Raw genomic sequence first — 16936 nt, forward strand, 5'->3', positions numbered from 1 at the left:
TGTAGATCATCGAAATCGAAGACTAATTCCTGTCCAAGCGGGCAGAATGGTTGATTAATGAGACTATTTTACATAAAAGGTAGTGGGGAAGATTCAGGAGCAGTGCGTGAGGTTTATTGGGTAATAGGCAGATTAGTGGGTACGGATATGTTAAAATATACTTATGGATTACAGGCTAGGACATCTTTACATTTGATGATATGATAGGAGTTAAAGGCTTTGGAATGAGACGGAATTCCTGATGCATAGATATAGGTAAGACGAAAGATTAGAGCAACATTAACGGAAGTTCATTATTGTGTAAAAAATATGCCCTTTTGTGGACTGATGCAACGTAAGAATATGAGGTCGTTTAGACTCATGGATAATGTGGAATAGGTGGCGTATGAGATGAAAAAAGCTCGCTTAATATATAATCCGACCTCAGGCCGGGAAGAAATGAAGAAACGTCTGGCTGATATTTTGCAGCGTTTGGATCAAGGTGGTATTGAAGCTTCATGTCACGCAACAACGGGTGAAGGTGACGCAACCCGGGAAGCTGAACTGGCAATTGAACGCGGATATGACATGATTATTGCTGCTGGTGGCGATGGCACGTTGTATGAAGTGATTAACGGTATGGCTGAGCGGGAGAACCGTCCTCCGCTGGGTGTGTTTCCTTTGGGAACAACGAATGATTTTGCACGTGCACTCGGCATTCCGAGACAGTGGGAAGATTACGTGGATCTGGTCATTAACCAGCAACTTCGTCCGCTCGATCTGGGCAAAGCGAATGATAAATATTTTATCAACATCGCTGGTGGCGGATCACTGACTGAACTGACCTATGAAGTACCGAGTCGTCTGAAAACGATGATTGGGCAACTGGCCTATTACATGAAGGGTATTGAGAAAATGGCGAGCCTGTCTCCTCAGGAGCTGATTATTCGCGCCGACGGTCAGGAAGAGATCCATGATGAATTCATGTTATTCCTCATCGCCAATACCAATTCGGTCGGGGGATTTGAGAAGTTGGCTCCAGGTGCAACCATCGATGATGGTCTGTTCGATGTGATCGGTGTCCGCAAATGTAATCTGGCCGATATGATTCGCCTCGTAACGCTCGCGCTGCGTGGGGAGCATCTGAACGACAAGAAAGTGGTTCATTTCCAGACGAGTCATATGGAAGTTACGTCCCCGGGATATGTACAATTGAACCTCGATGGAGAGTTGGGCGGTACATTGCCAGCTACCTTTACGAATTTGCGTCATCATCTGATGTTGTATCGTTAAACTTGGCACTTGGCGGAGAATGTGGTCGCTTGCGGAAAGCGTTAATGCCGCAGTGGTTGTTGTATAGCATCGCACAAGTGGTGAGGAGAGTTGGATTCAGCTCTGCCGTAAGGCGAGATGGAAGTGCATTTTCCAGTTGCTGTGTGCAGTGGGATCGCGTATAATCTCATGTGGTCACCATGCTTTGAGCTGATACAGGGCATATTGTGGTGATTGAGTGAACGTGAACATTGAACGGTGAATAATGAACAGTGAAGGTTAAGAGTGCTGGTCTAGTTCGATGGTACTGCGATGTGGTACATCGTGCTGAATGTAACAGTTTGGTCGAGTGCCGACTGGCGGCTAACGAACTCAGAAAACCTTAATGTGGCGAAATTGCCGAAGCTGCGAATCTAACGAATCTCAGTGTCGTTAGTTTGGAGAAAATGACCGAAAAAGGTCGGAAAACACCATCCGAGGATGATATAACGTTTCTGAAGTTCATTAGAAATTCGGAACGTTATTTTTTGATGTGATACCATATAAGAAGAAAGAAGTGAATGTACGTTGTCTAATACGAACCGCAGCGGTCGTGGAAAAAACCGCCGGAATTCGGCTGCCTCTCAGGGGCAAGGGAACGCTTCAGCGTCCCGTCAGCCAAGTCAATCATCTCGTCCATCTACACGTCAGCAGGGAAAAGAGGTGCGGCCACAAGGCGCATCTCTTTCTGCCGTTCGTCCAAAAGGGAGAGCGCGTGAATCTGCACCAATCGAAGGACTGCCCGTTACCAAAAATGAAGAGACCGTCATCGACATCATTGGCATGAACCATGACGGTGAGGGTGTAGGTCGTGCGAATGGATACACGCTCTTTGTGCAGGGTGCGCTTCAAGGTGAAACCGTGCGTGTGCGCGTGATGAAAACCAAGAAGCAGTACGGCTACGCCAAATTGCTGGAGATCGTGAAAGCAAGTTCAGATCGAGTATCCGCGCCATGCCCGATCTATGATCAGTGCGGCGGCTGCCAAATCCAGCATATGAGCTATGCCGGACAGCTTGCGTGGAAACGCCAGTTGGTGGTCGATAATTTGCAGCGGATTGGCAAGTTGAACGTGATGGTGGAGGATGCGGAGACGTTGGCATCCAACGCGCAAGATGACGCCTCAGTTGATGAGGCTAAGTTGGTGGAACGGTTGGAAGATGATGCGAATCAGACAACTGAACCTGGACAAGCATCTTCTGAAGCGCAAATGATTGGAAGTAATCGTATTCGTTTTCGTCTCGAAGGTGTCATGAACGAAGAAGATACAGAACACGCGATTCGCGTACTGCCTACGATGGGTATGGACGAGCCGTGGCGATATCGGAACAAGGCACAGGTGCCAATTGGAGCTGCCGAGGGTGGTCTGGTAGGTGGTTTTTACGCTAAAGGAAGTCACCGGATCATCGATATGGAGAGCTGCCTCATTCAGCATGAACACAATGACGAAGTGGTCGCGAAGGTGAAGGAGATTGGCAGTCATTTTGGAATTAGCGCCTATAACGAAGAGACAGGTCGCGGATTGCTGCGTCACGTTGTCGTCAAGAAAGCGTTCCGTACAGGCGAGATGATGCTTGTTCTGGTTACGAATGGTCGAGACATTCCGTACAAAGACGAATGGATTGGCAGTATCCGTGAAGCCATTCCGCATGTGGCGAGCATCTGCCAGAACGTGAACAAAAAACAGACCAACGTCATCTTTGGCGATGAAACCCGCGTCCTGTGGGGCCGTGATGTAATCTATGATTATATCGGTGATGTGCAGTTTGCCATCTCGGCACGTTCGTTCTATCAGGTGAATCCGGTGCAAACGGAAGTACTGTATGGCAAAACGGTAGAGTACGCTGGACTGAGCGGCAAAGAGACGGTAATTGATGCCTATTGCGGCATCGGTACGATTTCTCTTTTCCTCGCGCAACATGCGGATCAGGTGTATGGTGTTGAGATCGTGCCCGAAGCAATTGAGGATGCTCGCAGCAATGCGCTCTTGAACGAGATGCGTAATGTGAAGTTCGAAGTTGGTGCCTCAGAGGACGTTATTCCACGCTGGAAAGAACAAGGCATCGAAGCAGATGTGATCGTTGTTGATCCGCCGCGGAAGGGCTGTGATCCACGTTTGCTGGAAACGATCCTGGAGATGAAGCCGGAACGCGTGGTTTACGTGAGTTGTAATCCGAGTACGCTGGCACGTGATCTTCGTGTGTTGGAAGATGGCGGCTATCGCACCGTGGAGGTAACGCCGGTGGATATGTTCCCGCATACGGTGCATGTGGAATCGGTGGCGATGCTAAAATGGAAGGGGCAGGATTAATTCCTACGCCTCTCGTTGTTCCAACTTCCTTATGGATTGAGGACGGGAAATATGTAATGTATGGCTTTGATTGAACCGTCTCTAATAACTTCAATTTTTTGAATAAGTCTTTGAAGTGCCTGCTTAAAGACTTGTTGACCTTCAATTTGAAGTTCGGTGAAGCGGGATAATTGCTTTATATAGGCACGGAGTTGTTCTTCCGTGTCTTTTTTTGTACCTGTAATAATGAAGTAATTACTGATTTTGTACACACCCTAATCCTAATACAGATAGAGGTGAAATTTCTTGAACTATAGGGGCATAGATCTCATCAAGTAGAAGCTTCTTATCATCACGCTTGTAGCCAAATGTGGGTAGAGAAGCCTTGTAGGGCGGTTCGTGAAAATATCATCTTCATGTGGCTCGCCGCTGGCCAACAGCCAGACTTTCGTACCAGTAACCTCTTTCTTTCCGAACGGATGAAAGAGGTTACTGGAAACCGTGTTTACCCATGTGCTAGAGTTATAACTGATTTCGATTGGACGTCAAAGCGAGGCAAAACTTCATTAACTCAGCTTTGGACGCTGATACACGTGGTTCTGTATCGTGTTCATGAGCGATTCCAGTTTGAAGTCGAGCCGTTCTCCTTATCAATATCTCCGCTCGTCTGTTTCCTCGTAAGCTTAACAGTCCCTAGACGAAAACACTTCGACATTGTGGTTATGAAGCATTCTGACAATGTTTATTGTATTGGGCGTATTCTTTATGACTGGAATGGCTGCGTTAACTATATTTTCCCTTTACCATACACATTTTGAAACAATCGCAAATGAGAGAAACAACCAGATGACGAATGGAATTCCAGAGGGCATCAACGGGCTTTTTCAAAACTGTTGACAATTGGTATATTTGTAATTATATTAAATATATCGGGCGCTTGGTGCTGTAAATCTACTAGTGTAAACGCTACCAAGAAAAACTTTACGCAGTATAGTTCGATCCCGTCGAGGAAGAAAATGGAGAGTTGATTGGGGACTTACTCCCAGTTTTATATACACTCTGTCCATTTACGAGTGACATTCATCGTAGTTTTGTAGAGCATTTTCAGCAACGCTTCATTGCTTGGGAAAATGCTTTTTTTTAGGCTTTGCGATGTTGACGAGGGAACCCTCAAGTATTTCCGTCGTTGTACTCTTCGCGTCAAGCTTTTTATGTCCTGCACCGTGTCATATTCCACCTCCAACATGAATTGCAGCATCTCTGCAAACAACTCTTTCAGTGCAAATTCACCTTGTCTATATTTATGAACTTATTCTTCTTCAAAATCACTTTCACTTGCTCATCACGTATACTATCCTCTTTAATCAGCCTTTCTAAAGATTATCTAACGGGGGAATATGATGTCTAAATCAATAGAATCTATCTTGAGAGATGAAATTTTTGCTGAGCTGGACATCGAGTATCCGGAAGGCCACGATACCCGTTTGTTGGACCAAGGGATCGATTCAGTAGGCTTCATCAAGCTTATTGTTCTAATGGAATCGAAGTTTAACATCTCGATCCCTGATGAAGATCTGTTATTTGAGAAGTTCTCCACGGCTGGATTAATCCTTAATTATTTGACTGTGAAAACGCTATGATGACTATCATTCAGCGTCTATTTCTGGAGGCCTCTGATCGCCAAGATCATATTATCCTTGAAGATCTAAAGCAGCAATGGACTTACGCAGAGGTGATGACAGAAGCTTATTTGATTGCTCTATATATCCACAAGAATTTTGAGCTTGAGTCCGGAAGCCATCTTGCATTATACACAAATAATGAGCCCTTGTTCATTTTTGCGGCGCTGGGCATTCAATTCTGCGGTTATGTGTTAGTACCGGTTCCTTATTCGGCGTCCAATACTGAAATTGAAAATATTTTAATTGCCAGTGACGCCAAATTGGTTATCAGCAAATCTGCACAGCCAGCGCATTTAAATTGCGACATACCTTGGGTTACCGCTCAGGATTTATCGCAAGAACCAATGCCTTCGTTCGAATCGATCTCGTTAACCAATCAGTCCGATCCCAATCAATGTGCGATTCTCCTTCCTACATCGGGCACAACCGGAAAATCTAAAATCGTTATGTTATCCCATTGGAATGTATTAACGAATGCGTTGGCACATGGCGGAAAGGTGGGGTATACAGAACAAGATTCGTTTCTTGTAACGATGCCCGTTCATTTCAGTTCTACGATTGTCACGCAATTGATTTCTTGTATGTTATATGGAACCCGAATTAAACTTATCAGCTTGCCCTTTCTGCCGCGCACCGCGTTTAAACTGTTTCAGAATAAGGCGGTCACGGCATTCTCAGCGGTGCCTACGCAATTGATGCACTTTGTTTCCGATTTCCATCAGACAAAGAACTGGAGTGCCTTTGATTCCATTGAATTTATTGTAATTAGCGGTGCGGCGATTCCCGCGAAATTAGTAGACCATCTTCAGACTGTATTTCCTCACGCGGACATTATTCAAACCTATGGATTGACCGAAGCTTCTCCGCGGGTGACCATGATGGAACGGGGAGAGCACTGCCTATCCTGTGGATCACCCATAAATGACGTTTCTATTCGTCTTGTTGACGAAGAAGAGAATGAGGTTGAAGGAGCGGCTATCGGAGAAATTTGGGTCAAGGGCCCGAATGTGATGCTCGGTTATTACAAAAACCCGGAGTTAACGAACGCTACCATTGTTGAGGGTTGGTTAAAGACAGGAGATTTGGGATATTGGAATGAATCAGGGTGTCTTATACTCACAGGCCGAAAGAAGAATATCATTATATCCGGCGGTATCAATATCTATCCGGAAGAAATCGAGGAATTTTTGTACGGCTTGAAAGAAGTGGAGGAGGTCATGGTTGTTGGTGTACACGATGATCTGTTAGGCGAAGTGCCTATCGCATTTCTGAAAGTTTTTAATGAATGCCTGATCGATATAGAGGCACTGACACGACATTGCAACTTGCATTTGTCAACGTATAAAGTGCCTAGACAATGGAGGATTATCGATAACATTCCAAAAACAAAAACAGGAAAACTGGACAGGGCAAGCACGAAGCGCTTATTGCTAAATGAGATATACTGATTCGAAATCCTTAAGCTATTTAACCAGATAACGAGGGGTGAACGAAAGGTTGAAGAATTCAACTCAAACGTTAGGCAGAAAAATATTGCCGGTCAGTTATCCGATGATTACAACCTATACGCAACATGCTCATCTCTTGTCCATACTTACCCATTACGAGTGCGCACACCCATGGATATTTAGCAATTATATTCAATTATTTATTAACAAAGATTATAAACATCATTGGGGAGATTTTTATTTCCCTCTGACTTATGAGCTGCGGCCTTCGGATGCGTGCAAATGGATTACTACTCAAAAGATACATAGAGATACTGTAACAACTAAATGGGACTCTGTTATTCATTTTATTGTAGAAAATATTAATGCTAATAACTATGTCCACACCATGATCAATTATTTCTACGTGCCCCTAAGCGATCGCTACAATAAACTTCAATTGCATCATGACATATTTGTTTACGGCTATGATTTGGATAGAGAGATGTTGTATGTTTCCGATTTTTTTAAGAACGGGGTGTATAGTCAGGCTGAGATATCATTTACTGATTTCAATCTTGCGTTCGACACAAATCATCTAACAACCAATCATGATTACCTTAGAGAAATGGTTTATCTGTATACATTCAATGATCAAAATCAGGATAAATTCAGTGCAGATACCCTAGTGAATTCGATAAGAAATTATTTCACTAAGCAAACGCCGGAGTATTGGGATATGTTCAACTACGGGGGTGACAAGGATAATCTTGACTTCGGCATGCAAATATACACAACTCTATTAAATTATGCGAAAGAGACATTGGAACATAAGGTTATGTTTGATATAAGACCCTTTCATTTACTTTATGATCATAAGAAGATAATGACGCTAAGATTCAAGTACTTGTACGATAATCAGCATTTAATTGAATTAAATCAAGAGCATATAGATGAATTCACAGCTATTGAACTTAAAGCAAAAATCCTTGTGAATCTAGCGATTAAATATAATTTGACAAAGGATACGAGTATTTCCGAAAGTTTACAAACGCTGATTACGAATATAGAAAATGAAGAATCCATATTCCTTGAACGATGGCTGAAGAAGGTAGCTATTCAGTAATGTTGAGGGAGCAGATGATGTCAGTTGTGGATATCTCTTCTTGCACCCGAATAGAAGCCTTAGCGCGAAGCCCGTGGTGATCCGGGCATATTTATGGAAGGAGTGATGCCGGGATTATAATCGTTGGGAGACAGCGTGTTGAGTAAGCCAAACCGTTGCTCTTGTATTAAAACAAACGTTTGCTGACAGCCTATTGCCTTCTTGTCTTTCAACGATCCGCATTGCTTCAAGCGCTTTTTCCGGCACAACCACAACGGATCCACTCACCTCAAGAATCTCTCCTAGTATTTAACCCAACATCTTGTGACTCATGCATAGAACCAAGCCTGTTTCGATTGAATTAATAGTGGTTTCACAGTCCTTAAGCAAGGGGGAGGATCATAATATTCATTGTATTAACAGGAGTCGCAGGCTTCATCGGTTCCAACCTCGCCGAGAGGCTGCTGCGGGAAGGCCATACCGTTATCGGCGTCGATAATTTTCTGACCGGGTCTACTGTAAACATAGACAATCTCTTACGGTCGCCAAATTTCAAGTTTATCGAGCATGACGTCATTTATCCGCTCGCAATTGAAGGCCCTGTCGATTGGGTGATGCATTTTGCCAGTCCTGCCAGTCCGCCCAAATATCTGTCCTATCCGATCGAAACGATGAGGGTCAACAGCGAAGGGACGATGCATCTGCTGTATCTGGCCAAAGAAAAGCAGGCTGCGTTCTTCTTGGCTTCAACAAGCGAGATTTACGGTAACCCCACTGTTCACCCTCAGCCGGAAAGCTACTATGGCAACGTGAATTCGGTTGGAGCAAGAAGCTGCTACAACGAAGCGAAGCGGTATGCAGAGGCGATCACCTACTGGATGAACAGGAAATACGGTATACCGGTAAGGGTCATTCGGATCTTCAATACATTCGGTCCGAAGATGGATTTACATGACGGACGCGTGATTACCAATTTCATTAATGAAATCATGTCCAAGCAAAACCTTACGATTTATGGCGACGGCAGACAGACGAGGAGCTTTCAGTATATCGACGATTTGCTGGAAGGGATTGTGAGACTGCTGGGCACCACGTATGAACAGCCAATCAATTTGGGGAATCCGGAGGAAGTCACCATACTTGAAGTCGCCCAAATATTGAAGGAGCTAATGAAGTCCAACGCGCAGTTAGAGTTTCTCCCGCTGCCGGAAGACGATCCAAGGAGAAGGAAGCCGGATATTACCATTTCAAGGACGATTATGGACTGGGAACCGGCGATCAGTTTGCATGATGCACTCGCTAGAACGATCCATTATTACCAGGGTCAATAATCCATTAAACGGGAGGTACCTATGCAAGAACAGATCATAGCGATGATATGCGAAATCAAGGAAGACGCCCAACTGGTAAACAGTTTGAACGAGCATTCGAACATCATGGAAGACGGGGGATTGGACTCTTTACAGCTAATTACTTTTGTACTACAGGTGGAAGAGCGTTTCGGTATTGAAATCGATTTTGAACAATTCGACTTCAATCTTATGGAGTCGGTAACGACCTTCTGCAATTATATCTCGGAGCTGCAGAAAACAGCGCCTGTATGAACGATAGACGCAAGTTCGAGCTCATTATCGGGACATTTGACGCGGAACGCTTCTGGCGCGACCCTAATCTAGCCAAACTGCCGTCGTTTCACGATCCTGAAATGGAGAATATCGTGATGGCCATGGATGAGCTGCTCTTCCCATTTTGCGAGGCGCAGGATAAGCTCATTACTCGCTATCGAATGAACGTTTGCCATAAAGAGTATTTGCATGAGATCGGATTTAAATTTCTTTCCAATTCAACCGATCTCGAGAGTCCTGATGTAGGAAGCGTAGGCAGAACCGCCAATATATTCGACCTGCTCACATCAGCCGATCGAATGGGTGACATGGATCTCTACTTGCTGGACGGCGCCCGGTTGTCGCCCTTTGCCGTCATTCCGGGGGTGGATCGTACTGCAGCGCGTTACGGGCTGGAACAGGATTTTCCAGCTATCGAAACGGTTCAGACTGTCAATTCGAAGCTGTATTCAACCGAATTGAACCGTCGCCTTGATCTTCGATGTGACAGCCAGACGGTCTATACTCCCGAAGAGCTGCTGGCAAACGGCTTGACTTTGCTGAATCAAGGACCCTTCCTAATCAAAGATGAGTTTGGGGTATCCGGGAAAGGGAATTTGCTGATCGAGTCGGAAGCGATTTTGCAGCGAGTCACATCCTATGTCGCCGATCAGTGCAGCAAGGGAAAAACGGTTCGGTTTATTATTGAGCCGTTCCTCCGCAAGGAATTGGATTTTTCTTGCCAATTCCACATCGATTCGGACGGTACTTACCGACATATCTCAGTGCAGCAGTTGGTCAATCACAATTTCGCTTACCAAGGCTCCTATACAGCAGACGATAGGTTGCTTCATATGCTGCAGGAAGCGAAGTATTTTGATGTAATGAAACGGGCGGCCCGCGAGCTTTATCGGTCGGGTTATCACGGCGACGTATGCGTCGATTCTATGCTGTTGACGGACAGCCGCATCGTTCCGATTGTTGAGGTGAATGCAAGAAGATCGATGAGTCTGATCAAGCATTACGTTGACCGCTACCTGAAGAAGCACGACACGGCAGGGAGCATGACGCATGCGACTTTACAGTTTGCATGCGATGTATCATTCGATCAATTGCTTGAATCGCTGGACCGCGAGGGTGTTCTATATAAGCCTGATCGAGGATTCGGTATTTTACCGTTAAGCGCGAATACGCTCCTTATTAACAAAGTCGTCAGCGAGTGCAAGGGGATCCGGAATAAGCAGGTGAAAGGCAGATTATATTATTCGTTGATCCAAGGGGAATGGGATAACGAACGATTGACCGCTAAGGTTAAGGAGGTGCTGTCGTCGTTATCCTTCAAGATCGCCCGCTGATGCAGTCCGAAGCGCTTGAAGCCATGAATGGAGGAAGAAATTTTATGGGTAAGCGGAAAGTGACGATTCTATGCTCGGGTTTCGGTCTGGGTTTCTATATTCCCGGTCTGTTAGCTGCAAGTGATTTCGAGAAAAGGGATATCGCGACGGAAGTGCTCGTGTTCGAAAGCTATTTGGAGCAAGACAAGATGGATCATATTGTAGACAGCAGAAAGGCTTACCACAATAATTTCGCACTTGCCAATTTATCGGCCCGAATGCCGATGGATATACGCAACAGCATTGATTATGCCCAGGTCGAGCTATTGCTGGAGGCGTGGAAAGCGGAAGACCGGTACGAATTCATATCGTTATCCGGACACTGGATCTATATTCTGGATTTGTATAGGGAGAAGATGCTGCCGAATCAAATTCATGTAGACCTGCTCTACGTCGATTCAGATCTGGCCCCGTCTTGGAAGAGCTTGAAGAAGTTTCATTCTCGCTATGACGAGTATTATTACAATGCTTGTCTCTATGACACTGACAAGATGGAGATTCGATGCGAAATCCCAGTTCTTCATCGTACGGCACTGCCCTTCGACTCAAGGAAGCGGCGGCTTGTTGTTCATGGTGGCGGCTGGGGGATGGGCACTTATCAAAGTACAATTCCAGAGCTTGTCGGCCATAACTATGGGCTTGATATCGTAGCTTACGATTGGAAGGAAGCGAAGCCCGATCCCGATCACCGATATTGGATGAATGATCCGGAATGGTGTGCATGGGTGAAGAGTGCGAACGGCCTGCACGAGTTTCCGCCATACATCGAAATAACGGGAGAAGACACGAAGTCATACGCCGCTGAGGTTGATCATCATTGGTTATTCGATATCGCTTCGGAGGCGATGGCTATCGTGGCCAAGCCGGGAGCGGGCACATTAATCGACTCGCTTGCATCCGAAACCCCTCTTATTCTGCTGGAGCCGTTCGGAAGTCACGAGCTTAGCAATTTGGAATTGTGGGAATCACTGGGGTTCGGAATACGCTACGAGAAGTGGCGGGAGATGGATTTTTCCGTAGAGGTCCTTAGGGAGATGCATCAAGCGATCATGAACAGACCCGGAGAACGGACGAATTATGTGGATCATTATTGTGCGAGAGTCGCGTTAACGAAGGGGTAAGATTTCAATGGCAGAAGGGGTTATGCGATGAGCGTAAACAAATTGAGTGTCGTCCAAGATAAGACAAAGACAAGCTATCCGAGATGGATCGTCATGCAGCTGTTGGAGGAGTGTAATTTACGATGCAAGATGTGCTATGAGTGGGGACTCGAAGGGCCCTACAAAAGCAAAAAAACGTTAGCGCATCTGGATCCGGATCTCATTAAAAAGATCATCGTCGAGTGCAGCCCGGGCAAGCCGTATTACGATTTCTTCGGCGGCGAGCCGCTGATGTACCCTTGGCTGAGCGATATTCTCGACATGATCAATCACTATGGAAGCATAGCGGACTTCCCCACGAACGGCACATTGCTTGAGCAGCATGCCGAGATGCTTGTCGAGACTGCTCCAAATAAGATCTGGATGTCGCTCGACGGCCCTGAGGAAATCAACGATAGGCAGAGAGGCAAAGGCGTATTCAAGAAAGTAATCAAGGGGATCGAGAAGCTTTATGAGCTTCGGGAAAGCAAGGGCAAGCAATTTCCGAAAATGGGTGTATCCTTTATCATTACGCCCTTGAACTATATGTACGTTGAGGAATTTTTCTTTAAGCATATCGACTTGTCGATGTTGGACCATATCAGCATGGAAGTGCAGCTCTATGCAACGGAAGAGCAGTATGCCCAATATGTGGAGGTTCTTAGTGACAAATTCGACGTGCATGAAGCTCCTTATGCCAAGGGGATGGTCTGGCGGGACACCAGTTCGTTCAGCCAGATCGATATTCCGGAATTGACGAGACAGCTCAATAATGTTAAAGCGTATTGCTTGAAAAACCGCATCCATGTGATCACCTATCCGAAGACGATAGATGAACAAAATTTGAGTAACTATTTCTCGGGGCAATTCCATCAGATGGCTGATAAACGAAATCGGTGCTCCCTTCCATGGGTTTATGCGGAGATTACGGCAAGGGGCGACGTTTCGCCCTGCCATGCCTTCTATGATTTGACCTTCGGCAACGTGAACGAAGAGAGTTTGCTGGATATCTGGAGTAGTGACAAGTACAAAGATTATCGCGCGTATATGAAAAAAAATATGCTTCCGATTTGTACGGCTTGTTCAAGGTATTATATCTATTGATTCATGTGAATGACCTAATAAGTTTAAGAAGGGTGTGTTGATATGAATCCAAAATCAGAGATTAAACATTCCCCAAAGGATTTGCAAATATTGAAACGTACTATCAAGAATACGGTGGAAACTAAGCGGAACATGGAGAAAATAGCGGGTTACGCGACACCGTTGCCAGAGTCGGTCGGGATTAAACTGACGAACCAATGCAACTTGCGCTGCAAGCATTGCTATCAATGGAACGACACCGGCTACCATCACTTTATGACACCGGAGCAGCAGCGGGAACAGCTCGACTACGGGCTGCTGGAGAAGCTGATCCTTGAGACGGAACCAGCCAAGTCGAGACTCTATATCTGGGGCGGCGAGCCGCTCGTATACAGCCATTTCGACCGTTTGGCCGATTTGCTTGAAGCCCATCCTCGCGAGACGACGATCTGCACGAACGCGATGCTGATCGAGCGAAAGCTGGATGCCTTGCTGAGAATCTCCGACAATCTGGAGCTGCTCATTGCACTTGATGGATTCGAAGAAGAGAATGATGCGCTTCGCGGCAAAGGGGTATTCAACAAGGCGATAGATGCTATTCGGATGCTAGTCGAGCTGCGCAAGGAAAACCGATTCAGGGGCAAAATTACGATCCATACCGTCGTTAACGATGCTATGACCGACAAGCTTTACGATCTGCTGGAATTTCTGGAGGACGTCGGTGTAGATATGGTCATGGTCTGCTTCCCGTGGTACATCTCGGAGGAATGCACGCAGGGAATGGACGATTACTTTGACCAGAAGTTCGACTTCCTTCCGGCGAGCGAGCACAAGGGCGAACGAAGCTGGCACGCCTTTAACTACAAGCTCGATCCGGAGCGTATCCCTGCTTTGATGAGCGAGTTGGACCGGGTGAATAATCGGGTCTGGAAAATGCGTTTACGCTACCAGCCGAATCTGGATTATGACCAGATCGAAGATTTCGTGCTCGGCAAAGAGGTGAAGAGTAAAGGCACGATGAACAAGAAGTGCCTGGCTCTCTCGAACCGGATGGATATTACGCCCGATGGAACGATTGTTGCATGCAAATTTTTCAAGGAGTTCGAGATCGGCAAATTAAATGAAGCGTCCGTACAGGAATTATGGCACGGGATGACCTACAGAAGGATAAGGGAAATGATGGATGAACGACTGACACCGGCATGTTCCAAGTGCAGTGTCTTGCATTTGCACGGTGTTTAACTATTCTACATGAGCATAAATGAGGTGAACCAGTGAGCATTATCCAAGTGGAACGCTTATCCAAAAGCTTCAATTACTACGAAAAAGAATTGGGTTTCAAAAAATCGCTAAAAAATTTAGTGAAGCGGAAATCACTGATCAAAGAAGCGGTTAGCGAGATATCACTTGTAATCGAGCAAGGCGAGATGGTCGGGTTCTTAGGCCCGAACGGTTCCGGCAAAACAACTACGCTTAAGATGCTGTCCGGCATCTTGTATCCGACAAGCGGGCAAGCGACGGTATTAGGCTATGTCCCTTGGGAGCGAAAAAAAGAATTCAAGATGCAGTTCTCGATCGTGATGGGGCAGAAATCGCAGTTGTGGTGGGATTTACCGGCGAACGAATCGTTGTACCTGAACAAATGCATTTATGAGGTCGAGGATAAGCCCTACAACCTTGTCCTGGATGAGCTTACGGAGATGCTTGATGTTAAAGATCTGCTCAATATTCAGGTACGTAGGCTTTCGCTGGGGGAACGGATGAAGATGGAGTTAATTGCGTCGCTCATCCACCGGCCTAAGGTGATTTTTCTGGATGAGCCTACAATCGGACTCGATCTGATTTCGCAGAAGCGCATTCGGGAGTTCCTGAAGTATTATAACCAGCAGACGAAAGCAACGGTCATTCTGACAAGTCACTATATGGCGGATATTGAGGATTTATGCAAACGAACAATCATCATCAATCAAGGGAAGATCGTATACGACGGCGATCTTCGGCGTGTGAACGAGCTGTTTCATGCAAAAAAGATCATCAAGCTGCAATTTACGGACGAAGTGCCAAGGCAAGCGCTAAGCGACTATGGCGCTATCATGCAACATGACGGCATGAATGCCGTCATGGAGATCGATAAGCATGACCTTCAGCGGCTTTCCAAGATGATGCTGGACCGGTTCCCGATCCTCGATTTCACAGTTGAAGATATACCTGTCGAGCGAGGCATCGAAAGCTTGTATCAGAAAGATGGGGTCAGACATGAAAGCCTTACAGAAGTATAAAAGGACGTACATCCTTGCGCTTCAGAATGCGATGGAGTATCGGACCGATTTCTTTATGAGTATCATCAGCGGCGGCTTCATCATTCTCGTCCAATGCTTCCTCTGGACGGCCGTGTTTCGCAGTTCGCCGCAAGAGATTATTAATGGCTATACTTATTCACAGATCATCATTTATTCCGTGTTGTCCGGCGTCGTCTCCAAGCTGGTTTCTGCCGGCTTCGAAGGGGAAATCGCGAATGATATCAAGACGGGTGGACTGAGCAAATTTATCGCTCAGCCCATTCATTATTTCAGCTATCGGATATGCAATTTTTTCGGTGGGAAAACGGTTCAGATCGGGGTCGTCCTTGTCTTATTCGTCATACTGATGATCGTTTTTACTCAGATTTGGGGGTTTCAGCTTAGAGGGGTGCAGATCGTTATGTTCCTGGTCAGCATTCTGTTCGGACTGCTCATCAACTTCCTGCTTTTTTATTCGATTAGTGCTCTCGCGTTCATCATTACCGAGGTTTGGGGCGTTTATATCGCGTTCAATCAAGGCGTCTATCTGCTAAGTGGTGCCATCTTTCCGCTTAATATTTTCGGAGATACGTTTGCCAGAATCTCCAGCTATTTACCGTTTCAATATGTCGTATTCTTCCCGGTTAACATCATCAATGGCAGCATGGCGATTCATGAAATCGTGCGCGGACTCCTCTTACAAGCGGTCTGGGTAATTGTTCTTATGATGATTTCGAAGTTGTCGTGGGATTCCGGGATGAGGAAATATGTAGCCGTTGGAGGTTAGATCTGTGAGTATCAGCTTGACGGAGTTTCGGAAGCATGTACGTATGTTCTTTATTTTCGCAAAGAACAGCTTGGTCGGTTACATGGAATACAAAGCGAATTTCTACTCCGGTTTGATCATGGAGACCGTATTTCTGTTTTCCAAGCTGATCTATATCTTGTTCGTTTTCCAGCTCGGGATCGAAATCAATGGCATTTCTCCTGACCAGATGTTGATCTTCACGGGGACCTATACGATTATGATCGCAATCTATACAGGACTGTTTATGGATAACTTTTATAGATTCGCCGGCCATATCCGCAACGGGACGCTGGACTTGTATATGACGAAGCCGCTTTCGCTGCAGTTCATGATTTCATTCCGGCACGTTAACTTCGCGTTTCCGATCCCGAACCTGATCGCCGGGATCACGATGATCGTACTGGCTTGGCGGCGTCTTGACATCGAGCCAAGCTTGATCCACGTGGCCGGATATATCGGCGTGATCTTGAGTAGCACGATCGTGACCTATTCGGTGCTTCTACTTCCGCAAATCCTTGCCTTCTGGACGGTGAAGTCCGGTTCGATCTTCGAAATACTCGACAAATGTTGGGATTTAAACAATATGCCGATGTACATATACCCCAAATGGCTGCGGAGAATAGGGCTGTATGTTGTGCCGATCTTGTTCATCACCAACATGCCGTCGGTTTATTTGATCGATCGATTGGACTTGTTCCTTGGGATATGGATTTTTGTAGCTCCCGTTATATCGCTTCTAGTGGTCAGGCTGTTCTGGAAGCTGGCCGTCAAACGCTATGAAAGCGCCAGCAGTTAGAGAAATGCCCTACAAACAAATTGTTGAGAAGGTGAATTGA

14 protein-coding genes are annotated in these 16936 nt (G+C 45.9%); all 14 read left to right on the top strand.

Going from position 1 to position 16936, the window contains the following annotated elements; all coding sequences use genetic code 11:
- Positions 1 to 390: 390 nt before the first annotated feature.
- The 14 genes from MHI55_RS04360 (at position 391) to MHI55_RS04425 (ending at position 16896) form a co-directional block, all read left to right on the top strand.
- Positions 391 to 1272, top strand: a complete 882-nt coding sequence (locus MHI55_RS04360; protein ID WP_017690659.1) for a diacylglycerol kinase — start codon at positions 391 to 393, stop codon at positions 1270 to 1272.
- A 546-nt stretch (positions 1273 to 1818) separates the two neighbouring features.
- On the top strand, positions 1819 to 3600 hold the full coding sequence (rlmD, locus tag MHI55_RS04365; RefSeq protein ID WP_076253819.1) for a 23S rRNA (uracil(1939)-C(5))-methyltransferase RlmD: 1782 nt from the start codon (positions 1819 to 1821) through the stop codon (positions 3598 to 3600).
- A 1403-nt stretch (positions 3601 to 5003) separates the two neighbouring features.
- Entirely contained in the window at positions 5004 to 5219 is a 216-nt protein-coding gene (locus MHI55_RS04370; protein WP_164783195.1) for a phosphopantetheine-binding protein, read from the top strand.
- A complete protein-coding gene (locus MHI55_RS04375; RefSeq protein WP_083684999.1) occupies positions 5216 to 6709 on the top strand; it encodes a class I adenylate-forming enzyme family protein in 1494 nt (497 codons plus the stop codon). Before MHI55_RS04370 ends, MHI55_RS04375 begins: the two co-directional genes overlap by 4 nt.
- A gap of 49 nt (positions 6710 to 6758) precedes the next feature.
- Positions 6759 to 7814, top strand: a complete 1056-nt coding sequence (locus tag MHI55_RS04380; protein WP_076253816.1) for a hypothetical protein — start codon at positions 6759 to 6761, stop codon at positions 7812 to 7814.
- Between the two features lie 389 nt (positions 7815 to 8203).
- Positions 8204 to 9124 carry an NAD-dependent epimerase/dehydratase family protein gene (locus MHI55_RS04385; protein WP_218640806.1) on the top strand — a complete coding sequence of 307 codons (921 nt, stop codon included), beginning with the start codon at positions 8204 to 8206 and terminating at the stop codon, positions 9122 to 9124.
- A 21-nt stretch (positions 9125 to 9145) separates the two neighbouring features.
- A complete protein-coding gene (locus MHI55_RS04390; protein WP_076253814.1) occupies positions 9146 to 9397 on the top strand; it encodes an acyl carrier protein in 252 nt (83 codons plus the stop codon).
- The gene (locus MHI55_RS04395) at positions 9394 to 10752 is read left to right on the top strand and encodes a hypothetical protein (protein ID WP_340388986.1); all 1359 of its coding nucleotides are present in this window, start codon (positions 9394 to 9396) and stop codon (positions 10750 to 10752) included. The genes MHI55_RS04390 and MHI55_RS04395 overlap by 4 nt, the downstream gene beginning before the upstream one ends.
- Before the next feature lie 44 nt (positions 10753 to 10796).
- Complete coding sequence (locus MHI55_RS04400; protein WP_076253850.1) at positions 10797 to 11912, top strand: UDP-glucuronosyltransferase; 1116 nt, start codon at positions 10797 to 10799, stop codon at positions 11910 to 11912.
- A 27-nt stretch (positions 11913 to 11939) separates the two neighbouring features.
- Positions 11940 to 13034, top strand: coding sequence for a radical SAM protein (locus MHI55_RS04405; protein WP_076253812.1), 1095 nt, complete (start codon positions 11940 to 11942; stop codon positions 13032 to 13034).
- Positions 13035 to 13076: 42 nt separating this feature from the next.
- A complete protein-coding gene (locus MHI55_RS04410; RefSeq protein WP_076253811.1) occupies positions 13077 to 14255 on the top strand; it encodes a radical SAM protein in 1179 nt (392 codons plus the stop codon).
- A 32-nt stretch (positions 14256 to 14287) separates the two neighbouring features.
- Complete coding sequence (locus MHI55_RS04415) at positions 14288 to 15292, top strand: ATP-binding cassette domain-containing protein (RefSeq protein WP_074093526.1); 1005 nt, start codon at positions 14288 to 14290, stop codon at positions 15290 to 15292.
- Complete coding sequence (locus MHI55_RS04420) at positions 15270 to 16079, top strand: ABC-2 family transporter protein (RefSeq protein WP_017690646.1); 810 nt, start codon at positions 15270 to 15272, stop codon at positions 16077 to 16079. Before MHI55_RS04415 ends, MHI55_RS04420 begins: the two co-directional genes overlap by 23 nt.
- Positions 16080 to 16083: 4 nt before the next feature.
- Positions 16084 to 16896 carry an ABC-2 family transporter protein gene (locus MHI55_RS04425; protein ID WP_017690645.1) on the top strand — a complete coding sequence of 271 codons (813 nt, stop codon included), beginning with the start codon at positions 16084 to 16086 and terminating at the stop codon, positions 16894 to 16896.
- Positions 16897 to 16936: the final 40 nt, after the last annotated feature.

Origin of the sequence: Paenibacillus sp. FSL E2-0151, from assembly GCF_037993015.1 — a bacterium.
GTDB classification, from domain to species: Bacteria; Bacillota; Bacilli; order Paenibacillales; family Paenibacillaceae; genus Paenibacillus; species Paenibacillus amylolyticus.

Coding starts and splice junctions, on each gene's coding strand:
- MHI55_RS04360 (WP_017690659.1), top strand. CDS start 391: ATGAAAAAAGCTCGCTTAATATATAATCCGACCTCAGGCCGGGAAGAA.
- MHI55_RS04375 (WP_083684999.1), top strand. CDS start 5,216: ATGATGACTATCATTCAGCGTCTATTTCTGGAGGCCTCTGATCGCCAA.
- MHI55_RS04390 (WP_076253814.1), top strand. CDS start 9,146: ATGCAAGAACAGATCATAGCGATGATATGCGAAATCAAGGAAGACGCC.
- MHI55_RS04395 (WP_340388986.1), top strand. CDS start 9,394: ATGAACGATAGACGCAAGTTCGAGCTCATTATCGGGACATTTGACGCG.
- MHI55_RS04400 (WP_076253850.1), top strand. CDS start 10,797: ATGGGTAAGCGGAAAGTGACGATTCTATGCTCGGGTTTCGGTCTGGGT.
- MHI55_RS04405 (WP_076253812.1), top strand. CDS start 11,940: ATGAGCGTAAACAAATTGAGTGTCGTCCAAGATAAGACAAAGACAAGC.
- MHI55_RS04410 (WP_076253811.1), top strand. CDS start 13,077: ATGAATCCAAAATCAGAGATTAAACATTCCCCAAAGGATTTGCAAATA.
- MHI55_RS04420 (WP_017690646.1), top strand. CDS start 15,270: ATGAAAGCCTTACAGAAGTATAAAAGGACGTACATCCTTGCGCTTCAG.